This window comes from Acholeplasma granularum ATCC 19168 (genome assembly GCF_000526235.1).
Lineage (GTDB): Bacteria > Bacillota_I > Bacilli_A > Acholeplasmatales > Acholeplasmataceae > Acholeplasma > Acholeplasma granularum.
Window position 1 is genome coordinate 125,848 of the sequence record NZ_JAFR01000008.1, and the last position, 18,059, is coordinate 143,906.

Annotated in this window: 18 protein-coding genes; 12 read left to right on the forward strand and 6 right to left on the reverse strand. The window is 28.4% G+C overall.

Annotated elements, in window-relative coordinates:
• The 5 genes from G324_RS0103515 to G324_RS0103535 are packed head-to-tail and all read left to right on the forward strand — an operon-like array spanning position 1 to position 4,724.
• The gene (locus tag G324_RS0103515) at positions 1 to 867 is read left to right on the forward strand and encodes a carbohydrate ABC transporter permease (RefSeq protein WP_025725020.1); all 867 of its coding nucleotides are present in this window, start codon (positions 1 to 3) and stop codon (positions 865 to 867) included.
• Complete coding sequence (locus tag G324_RS0103520) at positions 867 to 1,271, forward strand: hypothetical protein (protein ID WP_025725021.1); 405 nt, start codon at positions 867 to 869, stop codon at positions 1,269 to 1,271. The genes G324_RS0103515 and G324_RS0103520 overlap by 1 nt, the downstream gene beginning before the upstream one ends.
• Complete coding sequence (locus G324_RS0103525; protein WP_025725022.1) at positions 1,258 to 1,944, forward strand: hypothetical protein; 687 nt, start codon at positions 1,258 to 1,260, stop codon at positions 1,942 to 1,944. Before G324_RS0103520 ends, G324_RS0103525 begins: the two co-directional genes overlap by 14 nt.
• A 10-nt stretch (positions 1,945 to 1,954) precedes the next feature.
• Positions 1,955 to 3,406 (forward strand): DUF4127 family protein, encoded by a 1,452-nt coding sequence (locus G324_RS0103530; RefSeq protein ID WP_162146864.1) that lies wholly within the window; start codon positions 1,955 to 1,957, stop codon positions 3,404 to 3,406.
• A complete protein-coding gene (locus tag G324_RS0103535; protein WP_035357268.1) occupies positions 3,399 to 4,724 on the forward strand; it encodes an FAD-dependent oxidoreductase in 1,326 nt (441 codons plus the stop codon). The genes G324_RS0103530 and G324_RS0103535 overlap by 8 nt, the downstream gene beginning before the upstream one ends.
• A 29-nt stretch (positions 4,725 to 4,753) precedes the next feature.
• Here the strand turns inward: G324_RS0103535 and G324_RS0103540 are convergent, their stop codons facing one another.
• Both G324_RS0103540 and G324_RS0103545 read right to left on the reverse strand, forming a co-directional pair.
• Complete coding sequence (locus G324_RS0103540; protein ID WP_025725025.1) at positions 4,754 to 6,013, reverse strand: glycosyltransferase family 2 protein; 1,260 nt, start codon at positions 6,011 to 6,013, stop codon at positions 4,754 to 4,756.
• Between the two features lie 51 nt (positions 6,014 to 6,064).
• Complete coding sequence (locus G324_RS0103545; RefSeq protein WP_025725026.1) at positions 6,065 to 7,033, reverse strand: AAA family ATPase; 969 nt, start codon at positions 7,031 to 7,033, stop codon at positions 6,065 to 6,067.
• 197 nt (positions 7,034 to 7,230) lie between these two features.
• Here G324_RS0103545 and pflB point away from each other — a divergent pair, with 197 nt between their 5' ends.
• The 4 genes from pflB to G324_RS0103565 all read left to right on the forward strand — a co-directional run bounded on the left by pflB (position 7,231) and on the right by G324_RS0103565 (position 11,797).
• Positions 7,231 to 9,501: a formate C-acetyltransferase gene (gene pflB / locus G324_RS0103550; protein WP_025725027.1), complete on the forward strand. Its 2,271-nt coding sequence runs from the start codon at positions 7,231 to 7,233 to the stop codon at positions 9,499 to 9,501.
• Positions 9,488 to 10,243: a pyruvate formate-lyase-activating protein gene (gene pflA, locus G324_RS0103555; protein WP_025725028.1), complete on the forward strand. Its 756-nt coding sequence runs from the start codon at positions 9,488 to 9,490 to the stop codon at positions 10,241 to 10,243. The genes pflB and pflA overlap by 14 nt, the downstream gene beginning before the upstream one ends.
• Before the next feature lie 134 nt (positions 10,244 to 10,377).
• Entirely contained in the window at positions 10,378 to 11,073 is a 696-nt protein-coding gene (locus tag G324_RS0103560; RefSeq protein ID WP_025725029.1) for a Crp/Fnr family transcriptional regulator, read from the forward strand.
• Between the two features lie 22 nt (positions 11,074 to 11,095).
• The gene (locus tag G324_RS0103565) at positions 11,096 to 11,797 is read left to right on the forward strand and encodes a YaaA family protein (RefSeq protein ID WP_025725030.1); all 702 of its coding nucleotides are present in this window, start codon (positions 11,096 to 11,098) and stop codon (positions 11,795 to 11,797) included.
• A 29-nt stretch (positions 11,798 to 11,826) separates the two neighbouring features.
• Here the strand turns inward: G324_RS0103565 and G324_RS0103570 are convergent, their stop codons facing one another.
• The 4 genes from G324_RS0103570 to G324_RS0103585 are packed head-to-tail and all read right to left on the reverse strand — an operon-like array spanning position 11,827 to position 14,326.
• A complete protein-coding gene (locus G324_RS0103570) occupies positions 11,827 to 12,801 on the reverse strand; it encodes a hypothetical protein (RefSeq protein WP_025725031.1) in 975 nt (324 codons plus the stop codon).
• Positions 12,798 to 13,010, reverse strand: coding sequence for a helix-turn-helix domain-containing protein (locus G324_RS0103575; protein WP_162146865.1), 213 nt, complete (start codon positions 13,008 to 13,010; stop codon positions 12,798 to 12,800). Before G324_RS0103575 ends, G324_RS0103570 begins: the two co-directional genes overlap by 4 nt.
• Positions 13,007 to 13,564 carry a DUF2975 domain-containing protein gene (locus G324_RS0103580; RefSeq protein ID WP_162146866.1) on the reverse strand — a complete coding sequence of 186 codons (558 nt, stop codon included), beginning with the start codon at positions 13,562 to 13,564 and terminating at the stop codon, positions 13,007 to 13,009. The genes G324_RS0103575 and G324_RS0103580 overlap by 4 nt, the downstream gene beginning before the upstream one ends.
• Positions 13,565 to 14,326, reverse strand: coding sequence for a hypothetical protein (locus G324_RS0103585; protein ID WP_025725034.1), 762 nt, complete (start codon positions 14,324 to 14,326; stop codon positions 13,565 to 13,567).
• Positions 14,327 to 14,507: 181 nt separating this feature from the next.
• Here G324_RS0103585 and G324_RS0103590 point away from each other — a divergent pair, with 181 nt between their 5' ends.
• From G324_RS0103590 to G324_RS0103600, 3 genes are read left to right on the forward strand one after another with little or no spacing between them, the layout of a single operon-like run.
• Complete coding sequence (locus G324_RS0103590) at positions 14,508 to 16,097, forward strand: formate--tetrahydrofolate ligase (protein WP_051457522.1); 1,590 nt, start codon at positions 14,508 to 14,510, stop codon at positions 16,095 to 16,097.
• Positions 16,098 to 16,934 carry a bifunctional 5,10-methylenetetrahydrofolate dehydrogenase/5,10-methenyltetrahydrofolate cyclohydrolase gene (locus G324_RS0103595; RefSeq protein ID WP_162146867.1) on the forward strand — a complete coding sequence of 279 codons (837 nt, stop codon included), beginning with the start codon at positions 16,098 to 16,100 and terminating at the stop codon, positions 16,932 to 16,934.
• Positions 16,931 to 18,049 (forward strand): glycerophosphodiester phosphodiesterase family protein, encoded by a 1,119-nt coding sequence (locus G324_RS0103600; RefSeq protein WP_025725037.1) that lies wholly within the window; start codon positions 16,931 to 16,933, stop codon positions 18,047 to 18,049. The genes G324_RS0103595 and G324_RS0103600 overlap by 4 nt, the downstream gene beginning before the upstream one ends.
• Positions 18,050 to 18,059: the final 10 nt, after the last annotated feature.

Below are 18,059 nucleotides of genomic sequence, written 5' to 3' on the forward strand. Positions count from 1 at the left end.
ATGTTAGAAACAAAAGGTGACAAAATATTTAGTATTGCTGTTTACATCATACTTACAATCTTTGGATTTACTATAATTCTTCCGTTTGTTAACTTACTAGCAACATCGCTTTCACACGAAGTTGCTGTTTCAAATAACCAAGTAACTTTCTTTCCTGTAAGATTTACATTAAGTGCCTATGAATTTGTAATGAATAATTCTCAGTTTTGGAATGGATTTAAGTCAACTTTAAAAGTTACAGCTATTGGTACAGTCGCTAGTTTAATTGTTACAACACTTGCTGCATACCCACTTGCAAACAAAAACTTTTATGGAAGAAGAGTCTTACTTATATTTTTCATTATTACAATGTTATTTAATGGTGGATTAATTCCAAACTATATTTTAATTACAGAACTTGGCTTACGAGATACTCATGCTGCGCTTATATTGCCAGGTCTTATATCTACATATAATATGTTATTAGTAAAAAACTACTTTGAGGGATTACCTGAATCTTTATATGAGGCTGCAAAAATTGATGGTGCAGGTGAGTTTAGAATTTTCACTCAAATTATCATTCCACTTTCATTACCTACACTTGCAACAGTAGCTTTATTTTATGCTGTAGGCTACTGGAATGCATATTTTAATGGGATGCTTTATATTTCATCTCCTCATAAAATGCCTCTACAAACCTATCTTCAAACACTTCTAAATATGAGTTATATACCAACACACGAACTACCTGCTGAAGTAGCAGAAAGTTTATCAACAGATTCCATTAGAGCGGCATCTATTTTCACTGCCACACTTCCAATTTTAATTTTATATCCATTCCTTCAAAGATTCTTTGTCAAGGGATTAGTTTTAGGGTCTGATAAATAATGAAAGAAACGAAAATTACATTTCTAATTAAATCTTGGGTAATAGGAATGGTAGTTGTTGTGGTGCATTTTTTAATGCACCTTCAGCATTTTTTCATAGGATTTATTTTAGGTATAATTAACGCATTCATAACAAGCAGATACACAGATACAATGATTTACGGTAAAGATGCAATAGATAAAACAAATAAATACTATATCATCTCAGCTTTTAAAAATATTTTAATTTCAGTCACCATATCTTTGATTATTCGAGGTATAGACTATGTACTGGTTTCTAACAACATATTTAACATGCCAATTGAACCGTTTAGATTTATTATTTTTTATCAAATTATATATTATGGATTTGGATTTATAATTCAAAAATTATTTAAAAAGGATAAAAATGATGAGAAAAATTAAGAATTTGTTTAATGAAAATAAAATGACTTTGATCGTTAGCTTACCTAAAAATGATTATGAAATAGCCAAAACATGCTGGGAAAATGGAGCAGATGCGATTAAAGTTCACATTGATTTGCATCATAATGCAAGTAAAAGTGAATTTAAAGAGTTAGATTTTCATAAAGATGTATTTAAAAAAATCATTCAAGATTCACCTGTTCCGGTCGGTATTGTTATCGGAAACTCAGTATTACTTGCTGAAAAAAACATGCAAGATGTGATTGATATGGGATTTGATTTTATCTCCTTATATGGCAGAGATATGCCAATAAGTTTAGGTCTTGATCGCAATATTGAAACTTTTTATGCATTAAGCACAGACTATAGTGATGAGGAAATAATATCTACATCTAAATATGCAGATATCATTGAAATGTCAATTATGCAATCAAATGAATATGGTAGAAGATTGACACTAAAAGATTTATTAAGATATAACCACATTTCAAAAATATCTCAATTACCGACATTACTTCCGACACAATTATTAGTAAAACCAGATGATGTAAAATCTTTACATCATGCAGGTATCAAAGGTATTATGATTGGTGCAGTTGTTACAGGTTTAGAAATAGAAAAAATTGCTTTAGCAGTTAAGTTATTTAAACAAGCTATATTATCTTTAGAATAAAGGGGATTTCATGAAAAAAGTTGTATACATACCATTAGATATGCGACCGTGTAACACCACATGGATAAAAAAGTTTAGTCAAAGAGGAAATATTGAATTAATACATTACCCATTTGATAAAACAGGGACATTATTAAATCCTTCAAATCAAAAAGAAATGTTAGAATTCATACTAAATGAATCCATAGATGCGGATTACTTATTGTTATCTCTTGATGCACTAACATCTGGAGGACTTGTTCAAAGTAGATTAGGTGTTGCCAATTTTAAAGACTCTATATTACAAAAAGATGTATTTGTAAAAATAAAAAATAAAAATCCTAATATAAAAATTTATGCATTCGATACACTTATGAGAACAAGTGTAACATCCTATGGGTATGAAAGCGCAAATATATGGGAACAAATAAATGCTTATGCAAAACTTGTTGGTAAATTAAACATTAACTACGACGATAAATTGCAAGAAGAATTAAATATTTTGACAAATAAAATAAACAAGCAAGATTTAAATAGATTTCTTGATGCAAGAAAAATAAAACATGAAATGAATAAGTTTTATATTGAACTCGTTAAGGATAAAATCTTAGATTATTTAACTATTTTACAAGAAGACTGCATGGTTGATGGTCTTCAAATGAAGGAACAAATAATATTAAACAACTTAATAATAGATAATAATTTAACAGATACTGTAAAACTATATAATGGCACCGATGAAGGCGCATCTGTATTACTTGCTAAGATTATTGCAGAAACTAATAATATAGATAATAATATTTTCATTCATACACACAGCAATGAAGCATTAAACAATATACAAGTGTATGAAGATAGACCATTTATTGAAAATATAAATAGTATGTTTGAAGTAATTGGATTAAATAGAACATATGAACTTTCAAATCACATGGTGCTCTCAATATTTTCAGCCGAAAGACAATATAGTTATGATGAAAGAAAAACTATATTTTTTAACAAAGAACAACAACCTTCATATCAAAAATATATAAATGAATTAAACCAATTCATAGAAACTAACAATGTGGCATTTTTAGATATTTTTAGATCAAATGGTGGAATATTTGAAATACTTCAAATGGTTAACTACGAAAAACTTTCATGCTATTCAGCATGGAATACAGCGTCTAACTCACTTGGTTCTATACTATGTGATATCGTATGTTTTCTAGTTCAAAAAAATAAAGATAAAAACTTCTTATATGAAAGAATTATTGATGATTGTATCTATCAAACTGTAGTTAGAGAAAAGTTAAATGAAAGATTACAATCTGAAGGCATTAATTTATATAATTTTGAAGACAATATAGATTATGTCCAGTCCATATTATTAGAGGAAATGAAAAAGTATGATCATATGCATTATCAAAAGTATAATATGTGGTTTCCATGGAAACGTAGTTTTGAAATAGATATTAATGTAGGTGAACCGGATGTATGATGTTATTGTATGTGGTGCAGGTCCAAGTGGGTTAGTTGCTGCCATAGCTGCAAAAAGACAAGGTATGAAAGTATTACTATTGGAATCTAGTGGCTTAATTGGGGGTTCAACAACTCAGTCTTTAGTCTCACCTTGGATGACATTTACTGATAATGGTAAACAAGTTAATAAAGGTATTGCTGAAGAAATTGTTTCTAGACTTGTTAAAAAAGGATATTCATTAGGCCATATCGATGATCCAATTGGTTTTTGTGATACGATTACCCCAATAGATATTGAAGGTGTAAAATCTTTTTTCTTTGAACTCATTGAAGAGGAGGATATTGATCTATTACTCCATGCATTTTTATTTGATTGTGAAGTAAAAGATAATATCATTAAAAAGATTAAAGTAACAACTAAATCAGGCATACTAGAATTAGAAGCACATGTTTTTATTGATGCCACCGGTGATGGTGATTTGTCTTACCTAGCAAAAAATGATTTTATCATAGGTAAGGGTGATAATCTTTCTCAGCCCATGACTATGATGTTTCATTTAGATAATGTTGATATATCAAAGATAAAAACTTATATAAAAAATAATCCAAGTGACTTTCATATAGAACGTCCATACAATAAATGCTACACAGCTGGTAGTGGATTTTTCAGTTTAGTTCAAAAAGCAAAAGAATTAAATGATTTTGATTTGCCTCGTGATAGAGTGTTATTTTTTGAAGAATTAAAACCTAATCAAGTATCTATTAACATGACAAGAGTTCAAAACAAATCAGGACTTGATGCATATGAATTAACTCAAGCAGAAATAGAAGGAAGAAAGCAAATTCAAAAAGCACATCAATTTTTAAAAAAATATGTTGAAGGATTTGAAAATTCATATATTATTAGAACGCCATCTAAAATTGGTGTAAGAGAAACAAGGCATATAAAAGGTATTTACACACTAACAAAAGAAGATGTACTAAACAATCAAACATTTGATGACTCAATTTGTGTTGCATCATTTCCAATTGACATACACGCTCCAAAAGGTGATGAAATGAATCTTTTTAATCAAAGAAACATTAAAGCATATGAGATACCTCTTAGAACTCTCATACCAACTAAAACAAAAAATTTAGTTGTAACAGGAAGGTGTATAAGCGCAACCCATGAAGCAAATGCTTCATTAAGGGTTACAGCATCAGTAATGTCCTTAGGTCAAGCGGCAGGAACACTTTCTAGTTTAGCCGTTAAAAATAAAATATATGTTAAAGATGTTGATTATAAAGAAGTTCAAGAAAATCTTATTAAAAATGGACAAATTATAAAAATATAAAAGCTTAAGCGATTGCTTAAGCTTTTTATTTATAATAAGTCGTTAATATTTCTATTATCATTATGCTCAATTGGTTTCCATTCAACTTTTGGTGATAAAACAGCAATTGGAGTAATAATTAAATGTAAGAATTCAAAAATAGGATAGAAAAGTGCGTAAATAAATATTTTATAATATGGCGCTTTAATATGTTTTCTTTCTCTAATTGAAATTAATATGCCGTATAAACTATAAAGGATGTAAACACTAACTAAATATGATGTAATTACTTTTAATGGGACATTAAAATTAAAGTTTTCTTTATAGATTAAAGATAATATAAAGAGTATAATCGTTTCAATAATAAAACCAAAATAAGTTATGATACTCCATGGAAATAAGTAAAAATATAAATCATAAGAGGTAAAACTCTTTTTCTTAAATACATTTAAAAACAACTTCCAACCACTTTTTAAAAAGACACTTAATCTTCCTCTAGTCCACCTTACACGTTGTCTAATTGATATTTTTAAAGAGGTAGGTTGTTCATCATAAAATATAGCTGCTTCACAAAATTTAATTTTTTGACCTTGAGCTGATTTTTCAATGGTAAATTCTGTATCTTCGGTTAAAGTATGAAAGTGCCAGCCATCAAGTAATAGTTTTGAATCAATTAAATAGCCAGTACCAGATAGATGTGTGCCAATCCCAAGAAGATGACGTGGTCTATGAAGCACCATTGTAGATCTATAAAAGTGAAAACCATAACTAGATGATATGATATTTGTATCAAAGTTTTTTGTATTTCTATAACCTGTAATAATGCCGCCATTTTCATAAACAAAAGCTTTATTCATCTGTGTTAAAAAATTTGGATCTACTAAGTTATCTGCATCAAAGACCAAGTATCCATCAAAACTTTCAATACCATAATCATTTTTGATATGGTCCACTAAAAATTCTAAGGCATATCCTTTTCTAGCTTTTAGTTTATCAAATCTTTCATAAACAATTGCTCCATAACTTCTACAAATGTTGGCAGTATCATCTGTACAATTGTCTGCAACAACAAATACTTTATATAAATCTTTTGGATAATCTAATTGATTTAAACTTTCAAGTAATTGTCCAATAACCTTTGACTCATTTCTTGCAGAAATTAAAATCGCATAATTTTTTAATAAAGCCGTTTCTGGATATTTTTTTGACTTAAAAAAAACACCTACGAACAAATATAAATAATTATGAGCAACCAAAATAGCCCCTAATAATGCAAAGACATAATTAATATTATTAAATATTGTTTCCATGTTAACCTCTATAATTTAGTATTATAAATATTATACCCAAATAATCCATGTTTACTTATAAATCTTTTTATCTCTTGGAATATTTGTTATCCTACTCACTTCATCAATTGCATTAAATTTATATATCAAATCAACTAAGTAAGGTTCTAAATCATTATCTTCAATTACTTTTTTAGATAAACCCTTATGAGCATTCATATGATGAAAAATAATTTCAATTACATCCCATTTTTTGATATGTTTTGGAATGTTTTTGACTTCATCAAAAAACCTTAATGCATACATACTAGAGATCATATCATGACCCTTATAATGTCCATTTTCTTTGGCTTGTGATTTACCCAAATCATGTAGTATAGAAACAATTAACATTAAATCATCTAATGAATTATTTATACACATATTAATATGTTCATCAATATCTTCTAAATGATAGGGTGTATCATGATTTTCACCTAAGTTTTTAAATTCAGGTAAATAAGCAGCAGAAACATATTTAGTAACTGCAGACTTAATACCTTCTGTTTTAGCTAGTTTAACAAAATCATTATAATTTGTATTATCGTTTAAAAAAGTTGATTGACTAATAATTTTTACATCATCACAGTCTACACCAATTCTGGGGGCAGCCATAAATTTGTACATTTGGTTGATTATTTTAAAAGGGACAACCTTTTCAAATGCTCTTTTTTCATTTTGATATTTAGCAAATAACAAAGGTTCTAACACAAAATGAAGTTCAACATCATATCCCAATGATTTAAACTTTTTATAAAGTTTTTCTCTTAGAGTTCGTGTAATATTTGTAGCATCATAAATTAATGACTCACCAAAGGAAAAAACACGGTCATGCAATAAATTAAAAACCGTTTGATCATCTTTTTCTGTATGATGTGTTCTTAAGGTTCCAAATAACTCTAAGCGGATCATATCAGAAGAGAAATGTGGCATGTTTAAAGTTTTAGCGTAAGTAGATTTACCAGAACCAGGAACGCCTACTAATATGATTGCTTTTTTCATGTTTACCCCCGATATATTCATGAATATATGATACCATATTAAAATATGTAATTTAACGTAAGAATCACATATTCGATATAGATTTTTACGTAAACGTTTTCATTTATAGTTTATCATGCATATTTTTTGTGTTAGTATTAAAATAAGGGTGAAAAAGCATGGAAGATATTAATAAATAAGTATGGAGGAATGATATCATGGCTAAATCATGGGATGGTTTTAAATCCGGAAAATGGGAAAGCGAAGTAAATGTTGCTGATTTTATTCAACAAAACTACGCCGAATATAAAGGTGATGGCACATTTTTAGAAGGTGCAGTTGAGAGTTCTTTATCTTTAAATGAGTCTTTTAAAGACTTGCTTAAATTAGAAAAAGAAAAAGGTGGAGTTATTGATTTAGATACTAAAATAGCATCTACAATTGTAAGTCATGCTCCAGGTTACATTAACAAAGATATTGAAAAAATCGTAGGTCTACAAACAGATGCACCACTAAAAAGAGGATTTTTTCCTGAAGGTGGTATAAATGTTGCTGTTAAATCTGTAGAAGCATATGGTTATACAGTTGATCAAGAAACTATCGATACATATACAAACATTAGAAAAACACACAACCAAGGTGTATTTGATGCATATACTGCTGAAATTAGACGTGCTAGAAGTTCTCATATCATTACAGGGTTACCTGATGGTTATGGTAGAGGACGTATTATCGGTGACTATAGAAGAGTTCCATTATATGGAGTTGATGCTTTAATTAAAGATAAATATGCACAACAAGATGGATTAACATTCCCTATGACTGAACATAAAATCCGTCTAAGAGAAGAACTTTCAGACCAAATCAAATCACTAAATGAATTAATTCAATTAGGAGATATGTATGGTTTTGATTTAAGAAGACCAGCAAATGATTCCAAAGAAGCTATTCAATGGTTATACTTAGCATATTTAGGTGCTGTTAAAGAACAAAACGGTGCTGCAATGAGTTTAGGTAGAGTAGATGCATTCTTAGATATTTATATTGAACGCGATCTTCAAAGTGGAAAATATGATGAAATCGAAATTCAAGAATTCATTGACCATTTTGTAATGAAATTAAGAATGGTACGTTTTGCAAGAACTCCGGAATATAACCAATTATTTACAGGGGACCCAACATGGGTAACAGCTGTATTAGGTGGTATGGCAAATTCAGGCAAATCACTTGTTACTAAAACATCATTTAGATTACTTCAAACATTATACAACCTAGGTACATCAGCAGAACCAAACTTAACTGTATTATGGAGTAATGATTTACCAGAAGGATTTAAAAACTTTACTGCTAAAGTAAGTATTGATACTTCAAGTATTCAATATGAAAATGATGATACATTAAGACCACTTCATGGTGATGATTATGGTATTGCTTGTTGTGTATCACCAATGGCAATTGGTAAAGAAATGCAATTCTTTGGTGCAAGAGCAAACATCGCTAAAGCATTATTATATGCATTAAACGGTGGTCGTGATGAAATCAGTGGTAAACAAGTATTTGAAAAATCTAAAGACGAAGTACTTCAAGCTAAAGTCTTAGATTATGATACAGTCATGAAACGTTACGATAAAACATTAGAAGAATTAGCTGAAGTTTATGTTAATGCATTAAATATTATTCACTATATGCATGATAAATATGCTTATGAAAAACTAGAAATGGCTCTACATGATCGTGATGTTAAGAGATTATTTGCTACAGGTATTGCAGGTTTAAGCGTTGTTGCTGACTCATTATCTGCAATCAAATATGCGAAGGTACATCCAATTTATGATGAAAAATCAGGATTAATTACTGATTTTGAAACAGTAGGCGATTTCCCAATGTATGGTAATGATGATGATAGAGTAGATATGATTGCTGTAGAAGTTCTACGTAAATTCATGAACTACATTAGACAAAACCACACATATAGAGACTCACATCCAACAATGAGTGTTCTAACAATCACATCAAACGTAGTATATGGTAAAAATACAGGTAACACACCAGACGGACGTCGTTATGGCGAACCATTTGCTCCAGGTGCAAACCCAATGCATGGCCGTGATAAATCAGGTGCATTAAAATCATTAATGTCTGTTGCTAAATTACCATTTGAAGATGCACAAGACGGTATCTCAAACACATTTACAATCATTCCTAAAGCATTAGGTAATTCAATTAGTGCTGAAGGTTCAATTGTTCATTTAGTTGATGATGTTCAAGTAACAAACCTTGTATCATTATTAGATGGATACTTTAACTCAGGTGGTTACCACTTAAACGTTAACGTATTTAACAGAGAAACGCTACAACAAGCATACGAAAATCCAGAATTATTCCCTAACCTAACAATTAGAGTATCTGGCTATGCTGTAAACTTCTCAAATCTAACAAATGAACAAAAAATAGAAGTAATGAAACGTACTTTCCATGAAGGCTTCTAATCCAAAAGAAATCTTAGGTAATGTGCATTCAATCGAGACATTCGGTGCATATGATGGACCAGGTCTTAGATATGTATTATTCTTACAAGGTTGTCCATTACGTTGTAAATTCTGCCACAACAGAGATACTTGGGGTACAGAAGATAACAAGTTAATGAGTGTAGATGATATATTAAATGACTATGATAAATATAGAGCATTTTATAAAAAAGGTGGTATCACCGTATCTGGTGGTGAAGCTACGCTACAAATAGAGTTCTTAACTGAACTATTCAAAAAAGCTAAAGAAAAAAATATACATACATGTTTAGATACATCTGCAGGAACATTTAGTGAAACAAGAATACCTGAATTTGAAGCATTACTTCAATATACTGATCTCGTATTACTAGATATTAAACACATTGATGATGAAAGACATAAATGGTTAACTGGTGCAAGCAATAAAAACATTTTAAAATTTGCAAAAATATTAAGTGATAAAAAGATTCCAACAATTTTAAGACATATATTACTTCCAGATATTAACTCACAAGATGAATACTTATATAGATTAAGAGACTTTATAGATACATTAGATAACTTTATTGGCATTGATATATTACCTTATCATACAAAAGGTATTATGAAGTGGGACAATATGGGTGTTGATTATGAACTAAAAGATACACCAGAACCAACTAAACAACAAGTTGAACATGCAGAGTATGTATTAAAGCATAATTATAAATACATGCAATAATTATAAATATTAAGTTTAATATAGAGTACACCCATATGGGATGTACTCTATTTTTATATTCTTTATAACACCATTAAAATTTGGTGAATTCATACGAATAAGGTATAATAACTTTAGAAAGAATAGGTGGTTTTATGAAAGATAATAACCATAATCATGATCATACATGTTTAGTTACAGTCCCTATATTTAATCATTTAGAACTTGAAGAGTTGAATCAAATAACAGACTTAATTCGTTCTAAAAAATATAGTAAAGGTGAACTGATTTTTAGCCATGGTCAAAAATCAGATACACTATATATTATTAGAAAAGGTCAAATCAAAACATATTACCTATCTGAAAACTCGAAAGAACATATTTTAAGAATATTAACACCGGGTGAATTTATTGGTGAACTTAGTTTATTTTTAAATGAAACAAATAATGCTTATGCTGAGGCAATGACAGACTGTGAAATATGTACAATAAAAAAAGATGATATTTCAAAGCTAATGGAAGTCTATCCGAATATTGCTTTAAAAATTATTAATGAATTAAGTAGTAGATTAAAAAATGTTGAAAAACAAGTTAGTTGGATAGCAACAGAACAAGTAGAGGTAAGAATAGCTTTATATTTACTTGAACAGGTTTCACCAACTCAAATCGAAAAAATTGTCCATCTGAATATGACAAAAAAAGATTGGGCATCCTATCTTGGAACAACACCGGAGTCTTTAAGCAGAAAACTAGGTTTACTTGAAGATAAGAATTTAATTAGACAAATCGATAATCAACATATATTAATAAGTGATTATAAAGGACTAGAAGATTTTAGTAATCAAGTATAACTTTAAAAAGGAAGTATCATAAATGACAATTATATTTGCACCCACAAAATTATTTAATCCAAATGCCAAAAAAGCAAATTATAATCCACTTTTTCCTAACCAAACGACAAGTTTAGTTGAAAATATAAAGAAAATACCTAAAGATCAACTTCAAAAAGAATATAAGTTAAGTAATCATTTAATTGATGATGTATATCAATACTATAAAAACTTTAATAATAACGATAGTTATCTTTCTTTTAACTACTATTTGGGAGAGTCTTTCAAGTCGTTTAATTATGAAACACTTAATCATGAATCCTTAGATTATCTTAATGAAAATGTATACATAATTGACGCCTTATATGGTTTAATTAGGCCATATGATGGTATAAAGCCATATAGAATGGATTTTACTTTAAAAGGGTATAAATCATTATGGAAACCAATAATAAATAATTATTTAAAGACTCATCTTAAAAGTAATGTTATATTAAGTCTAGCCTCAAAAGAGTTTAGTGGTTTAATTAACACAGATGAATTTACATTATATGAAGTTTCATTTATTGATTGTAAGGAAAATGAATGTAAAAAAATAAGTGTATTTAATAAACAAATGCGTGGGTTATTATTAAGATATATTGTAGATCAAAATATCCGTGATATTAATTTATTACCAGAAATAATAAATGACTATGTAAAAATTGTTGATGGATTTGAAATTAATTACATCAAAAAAAATTAAAAATGATGCAAATTTGCATCATTTTTGTTTTAAGTAATGGCATATACCTCATCATAAAAGTCATTTATATCTTCTATTGTTTTTATTTTGGTAAGTACTTCACCTTCAAGTAAATAAATAGCCATATCATCATTTAAAATATAAAACTTGTTATGATGTGTTGTAAAATATCCCATTTTAACAAATGTTTTATTATCTAAAACCTCATAATTATTTGTTGAATAACTAAAATTCGTACTATTATTGTTTCCACTTATGATGCCTTCTGTGTGAGTTTCATATTGAATCTCACCGTTATCAAATAATGTAATAAAACGATTTTCCAAAAATTCAAACTTTTGAATTACTTTATTTGATGTTAATGATATAAATTTAGTTTTAAAGTGTGTAAGATTTGATTTTTTTATACCTTGAATTAAATAGTAATAATTAATGTCAGATTTATAAGGTTTATATATAGGTAATAAAATAGTTTCACCTTTGTTAAGTATTTGACTTAAATCAAATGTAGATCCAATCAAATTATAAACTCTAGGGACACTTAATTTTCCATCTGCTTTATTTATTAATGCAAGTATATCCACTTTATTTCTATACATTTCATAATCGTTTTGTGTGTATAATTCGTATTCTAAACTTTTATTCATATCATAAGAATAGATGACTAAATAATAATTATCTAATTCCTTTAGATAAATCGGATATATATTTAAAGATACTTCAACTTTAAATGAATCTAAATATATGACCTCACTATTAAAATTAGAAATAAGCTTTTTATTTTCAATCTTTAAAGGTACTGTTGAATCATAGTCTTTAATAGATGAATAACTAAACCCCGGATGATTGTTAGATATAAGATTAGAAATTAAAATTCCCACTAATAACATAAACATTAAAGTACTGACTAATAAATATGTTTTACGCTTTCTTATAATACTTAAAACCACTAAAATTATTAAAAGAAGCAAACTTATAAGAATTAATATGTCAGACCAGCTCATAAATTATCCTCCAAACTAAATTTTATAATATCTCCAGGCTCACAATCTAGTGCCCTACAAATGGCATCAAGTGTTGAAAAACGTATAGCTTTAGCTTTACCAGATCTTAAGATAGATAAATTAGCTTCAGTTATGCCTATAATTGAGCAAAGTTCTTTAGAAGTCATATTACGTTTTTCAATAATATGAGTTAAATTAATATAAATCATATGGTTAACTGATTTTCTTCATATATATCCACAGCTTTAGCATAAATAATTGATAATAAATATAGAATAAACCCTATGGAGATATAGATAAATGTAGTAATATCAAACGATAGTGTATAATTTTTATTTGTTGACCCAATAAATGATGCAACGCCAAATAAAAGCCCAGTAATTATTTCAATCGATGTTAATGTTATAAAACCTTTACCGATTTTTGAGATACTAAAAGCGTTTGATTTATCAAATATAATCTCTTTTTTAAACTGTGATAACAAGAATCTAGTTTCATTAAATATAAGAAAGAAAATAACAGTTTCAAATAAATATTTTAAAATATTTACTAGTACTACAGGCGTATTACTAAGTGAGAAGAAACTCATAATAATGAGTGCTAAAAATATAAGTGCAATAAGACTGAATAAAACCCAAATTACTTTATCTAGGTATTTAATTATTAAACTCATATTTTCTCTTCTTATAATATAAAGCATATAGATAGCAAAGCCTAATATGGCTATGGAAAGCACAGTAAGTAGTATTTGAAATATTATCATTTATTGATTCTCCTTATAAATTAGTTTGAGTGATTGAGGTATATACTTTATTTGGTTTTCGCTAACAAATTTATTTAAGCCAAGACTCGCATCATAATTTGTTTGATTAAGTTCATAAAAATCAATGATTATTTCTAAATAGTTTAATGAAGATTCATCAATCTTTAATAATAATATGCCGTCTAATGATGGATTAATTAAATTGTTTTTAATATGTGTTTCTTTGTATAAAAAGCTATTGTTGGATTGATAAATAAATGGATCGTTTGTTTGATAGCTTTTATTTTTATAAACTAATAGTGATTTATTCACAATCACTTCAAGAGGAAGTGTATCACGATGAAGAGTCATTAAATATTCAATACCGTTAAAGTGATTATTTGATTGATAATTTATAATTAAATAATATAGATCATCATCTCCTTTAAAAAGGTGGGCATTTAAATCTATTAAAGGATCTTTTTGGTAATCTAGTTTGAAATATTCAGCCCAGGATCTTTCAAATAATCCAGGATAATAGTTAGCGCTTTTAGGAATATAAAAACTTGAAGTATAAGACTGAATGAAACTTTTTAGCTGATAATCATAAATTGTTTGTTTACTTAAAGTTGAAATGTCATGATTTATACCTGTGCTATGACTGTAATTAATACTTTCTTGATCAAATATAAAAGTTTCATAAACATTTTTATTTATAGGTGTAAGTATTAAATAGATTAATGATAGAAGTAATAATAACGTGTAGGATAATACAATTTTCATTCTTATGCCTCCGCCTTTAAATTATTGATAAACGATAATTTAATTATATGATAATTTATTACAAAGTCAACTAATATAATTATGAAAGTTATAGTAATTAGTTTTATATTTTAGTTTTAGTTTAATAAATTTTGTATAATAGAACTATGCTTAATAATACTTAATAAATTTATGGGGGCAGATGCAATTGAGAAAGTATGAATATATAATTAATAATCTAGATATTAAACCAGATGAGGTTATATCTTATGGTAAAGATAAGTTTAAATTAGAACCGAGTTTACAAAAAAGATTATTAAATGAAAAATCTGGTAAATTGATTTTAGTTTCTGCAGTTAACCCTACATCAAGTGGTGAAGGAAAAACTACCCTTTCTATAGGACTTGCTCAAGGTTTTAAGAAGAATAATGATAATGTGATGTTAGCATTAAGAGAACCTTCTATGGGTCCTGTTTTTGGTATGAAGGGTGGTGCAACAGGAGGTGGTGAATCTATTTTAGAACCATCACAAGATATTGATCTACATTTTACAGGAGATATACATGCACTAACTTCAGCAAATAATCTACTTTCAGCAATCATTGATAATCATATCTATTTTGGCAATGAACTTAAGATAAAGGAAGTTTACTGGCAAAGAGCATTAGATGTTAATGATCGTAGTCTAAGAGAGGTTCAAACTAAACTTAGAACTGATAAATTTACAATAACTGCAGCTAGTGAGATGATGGCAATACTTGCACTAGCTAAAGACTTTAAAGATTTAAAAATGCGATTAAATAATATATTAATTGGTATTAATAAAGATGGGAAAGATTTATTTGTTTCTGACTTAAAATGTGCAGATAGTTTAGCATTACTTTTAAAAGATGCAATTAAGCCTAATTTAGTGTTTGCAAAAGAAATGGTACCGGCACTTGTTCATGCAGGACCATTTGCAAATATTGCACATGGATGTAACAGTGTAATTGCAACTAATACTGCATTAAAGTTAGCTGATTATGTTATAACTGAAGCTGGGTTTGGTGCAGATTTAGGTATGGAAAAATTCCTTCATATTAAACAACCACATTTATCAACATCTGTAAGTGTTGTTGTTGTGGTTGCTACAATAAAGGCTTTAAAATTGCATGGTGGTGTGGATGAATCTAAATTAGATTTAGTAAATATTCCTGCTCTTTCAAAGGGTTTAGAAAACATTGAAAAACATTTAGAAAACATCAAACTTTTTGGTTTAAATAGCGTGGTTGCGCTAAATAAGTTTGACACAGACTCTAAAGAAGAATTGGATTTTCTTCAAAATTGGGCATTAAAAAATGATATACATTATGGTGTTTCAGAAGGATTTAGTAAAGGTGGAGAAGGTACAATAAAACTTGCAGAACTTGTAAAAAAAGTAGCTGACCAAAATCATAGTTTTTCCCCACTTTATAATTATGAAGATAATCATGAAAATAAAGTATTAAGTATTGCAAAAAATATGTATGGTGCAGATGATGTTATATTTTCTAAAAAGGCTAAAGATAAGTTTAAGCAGTACCAACATTTAAATTTACCTATATGTATTGCAAAAACTCCACTATCTTTATCAGGAGATCCTAAACTTAAAGGAAGACCTAAAAACTTTGTATTAGAAATTAGCGATGTTAAAGTATCATTAGGTGCAGGCTTACTTGTTGTACTTACTAAAGGCATCAATACAATGCCTGGATTAAATAAATATCCACGTGCTATGGAATTTAAATTAAATGATGATGGGGAGTTGATATAAATGTTATTAGACGGTAGACAAACAGCTGATTTATTAAATGAAAAATTAAAACTAAAGGTATCCTTACTAGATAAAAAGCCAAGATTAGAAATTATATTAATTGGGGATGATGCTGCTAGTTTAAGTTATGTTAAAGGTAAACTTCAAACAGCTTCAAAACTAGGTATGTTAGTGAATATAAACCATTTACCAGTTGATGTTTTAGAAACTGATGTTATAAATTTAATTAATAAATTTAATCATGATAAAGATGTAAATGGTATACTTTTACAACTACCTATACCCAAGAAGTTAAATAGTGATAAATTAATTGAACTCATTGATTATAAAAAAGATGTTGATGGTTTTCATACAATGAATCAAGGACTATTATTTCAAAAAAAAGAAGGTATAAGACCGGCAACACCATTAGGTATTATGATGTTATTAGAACACTATAATATACCGATTGAAGGAAAACATGTCGTAATAATTGGACGCAGTCAAATTGTGGGAGCGCCACTTGCAAAAATGTTTTTAGATAAGAATGCGACAGTTACAATTACACACTCTAGAACCAAGAATTTATCATACATTACAAATCAAGCAGATATTTTAGTTGCAGCAATTGGAAAACCTAAATTTGTAACAAAAGATATGGTTAAAGTTGGTGCTGTTGTTATTGATGTAGGTATTAACCGTGTAGATGGTAAACTTATAGGTGATGTTGATTTTAAACATGTGGAGCCAATTGCATCCTATATTACACCGGTACCTAAAGGTGTAGGACCGATGACAATTTGTGCACTCGCCCACAACCTATATAAGCTTTATAGTGAGCAGGAGAAAATTAAATGAATAAACTTTTTAGATTTTTAAGAATCACTCTAATAGTAATATTAAGTATAGTTGTTGTATTTTCAATAATTAATATTATTCCCGTAACATTTTCTAAAGTAAAGGGTGATAATTTGTTTAGAAAAACAGGTGATTATCCACTAGTTATACCTCATGGTGGTGCTAAAGAGTTAGCTCCTGAAAATACAATTTGGGCATATGACATGCTCATTAATGATTTTAATGCAGATGTGTTAGAAATCGATTTGGCATTAACAAAAGACAATATATTAATTGCGCATCATGATCTTGATTTGGAATTTTCACCAGAATCAGAAATGAATGGTGATTTAATAAGAACACATAATTATGATGAAATTATTACAGAATATCATCAAGATGATTATTTTCTAGCTAGAAGATTTTCATACCCAGAAGATTTTGATTATGATCCTATTAAGGGTATCAAACCATTTGAAAATGAAACAGACATAGAAGTACTATCAAAATTGGTACCTGCAAAACTAGAAGATATATTTAGCAGTATTGGTTCAGATGTTGTCTATATTTTGGAAATTAAAGATTCACCAACATCTGAGGGTTATGATTCTAATATTCATGATTTTGAATTGGCATCGCAAACACTAATTGATTTAGTAAATCAATATAATTTAGAAGATCACGTGGTCTTAGCATCATTTTCTGATGATGTAACATCTTATTTTAAAGAAAATGCACCCGATGTGTTTGTAAATGCTGCAACATCTGAAGTCACTGTGTTTTCAATATTTAGTGCATTTTACATAGATTTTTTCTGGAATGTAAAATCAGAGGTTCTTATTTTACCCACACCATCATCTATGTCAATAACTGGTTCAACAGCCAAACTTTTAGATTTATTACCTAGATTTTTTAAAGATAATATAGCAATAAAAGATGAAACCGGCATTTACCGTGCAAACCTAATGGGTAAAGAAATTATTAATGATGCACATAGAAAAAATATGGCAGTTTTATACTGGACTGTGAATAGTGAAGAAGACATGCGCTTGTTAATCAAAAATGGTGCAGACGGTATCATTACTGACAGACCTGATATATTAATTAGAGTCATTGAAGAATTAAAGAATAACTAATAAAAAAAGA

Coding starts and splice junctions, on each gene's coding strand:
- G324_RS0103515 (WP_025725020.1), top strand. CDS start 1: ATGTTAGAAACAAAAGGTGACAAAATATTTAGTATTGCTGTTTACATC.
- G324_RS0103520 (WP_025725021.1), top strand. CDS start 867: ATGAAAGAAACGAAAATTACATTTCTAATTAAATCTTGGGTAATAGGA.
- G324_RS0103525 (WP_025725022.1), top strand. CDS start 1,258: ATGAGAAAAATTAAGAATTTGTTTAATGAAAATAAAATGACTTTGATC.
- G324_RS0103530 (WP_162146864.1), top strand. CDS start 1,955: ATGAAAAAAGTTGTATACATACCATTAGATATGCGACCGTGTAACACC.
- G324_RS0103535 (WP_035357268.1), top strand. CDS start 3,399: ATGTATGATGTTATTGTATGTGGTGCAGGTCCAAGTGGGTTAGTTGCT.
- G324_RS0103540 (WP_025725025.1), bottom strand. CDS start 6,013: ATGGAAACAATATTTAATAATATTAATTATGTCTTTGCATTATTAGGG.
- G324_RS0103545 (WP_025725026.1), bottom strand. CDS start 7,033: ATGAAAAAAGCAATCATATTAGTAGGCGTTCCTGGTTCTGGTAAATCT.
- pflB (WP_025725027.1), top strand. CDS start 7,231: ATGGCTAAATCATGGGATGGTTTTAAATCCGGAAAATGGGAAAGCGAA.
- pflA (WP_025725028.1), top strand. CDS start 9,488: ATGAAGGCTTCTAATCCAAAAGAAATCTTAGGTAATGTGCATTCAATC.
- G324_RS0103560 (WP_025725029.1), top strand. CDS start 10,378: ATGAAAGATAATAACCATAATCATGATCATACATGTTTAGTTACAGTC.
- G324_RS0103565 (WP_025725030.1), top strand. CDS start 11,096: ATGACAATTATATTTGCACCCACAAAATTATTTAATCCAAATGCCAAA.
- G324_RS0103570 (WP_025725031.1), bottom strand. CDS start 12,801: ATGAGCTGGTCTGACATATTAATTCTTATAAGTTTGCTTCTTTTAATA.
- G324_RS0103575 (WP_162146865.1), bottom strand. CDS start 13,010: ATGATTTATATTAATTTAACTCATATTATTGAAAAACGTAATATGACT.
- G324_RS0103580 (WP_162146866.1), bottom strand. CDS start 13,564: ATGATAATATTTCAAATACTACTTACTGTGCTTTCCATAGCCATATTA.
- G324_RS0103585 (WP_025725034.1), bottom strand. CDS start 14,326: ATGAAAATTGTATTATCCTACACGTTATTATTACTTCTATCATTAATC.
- G324_RS0103590 (WP_051457522.1), top strand. CDS start 14,508: ATGCAATTGAGAAAGTATGAATATATAATTAATAATCTAGATATTAAA.
- G324_RS0103595 (WP_162146867.1), top strand. CDS start 16,098: ATGTTATTAGACGGTAGACAAACAGCTGATTTATTAAATGAAAAATTA.
- G324_RS0103600 (WP_025725037.1), top strand. CDS start 16,931: ATGAATAAACTTTTTAGATTTTTAAGAATCACTCTAATAGTAATATTA.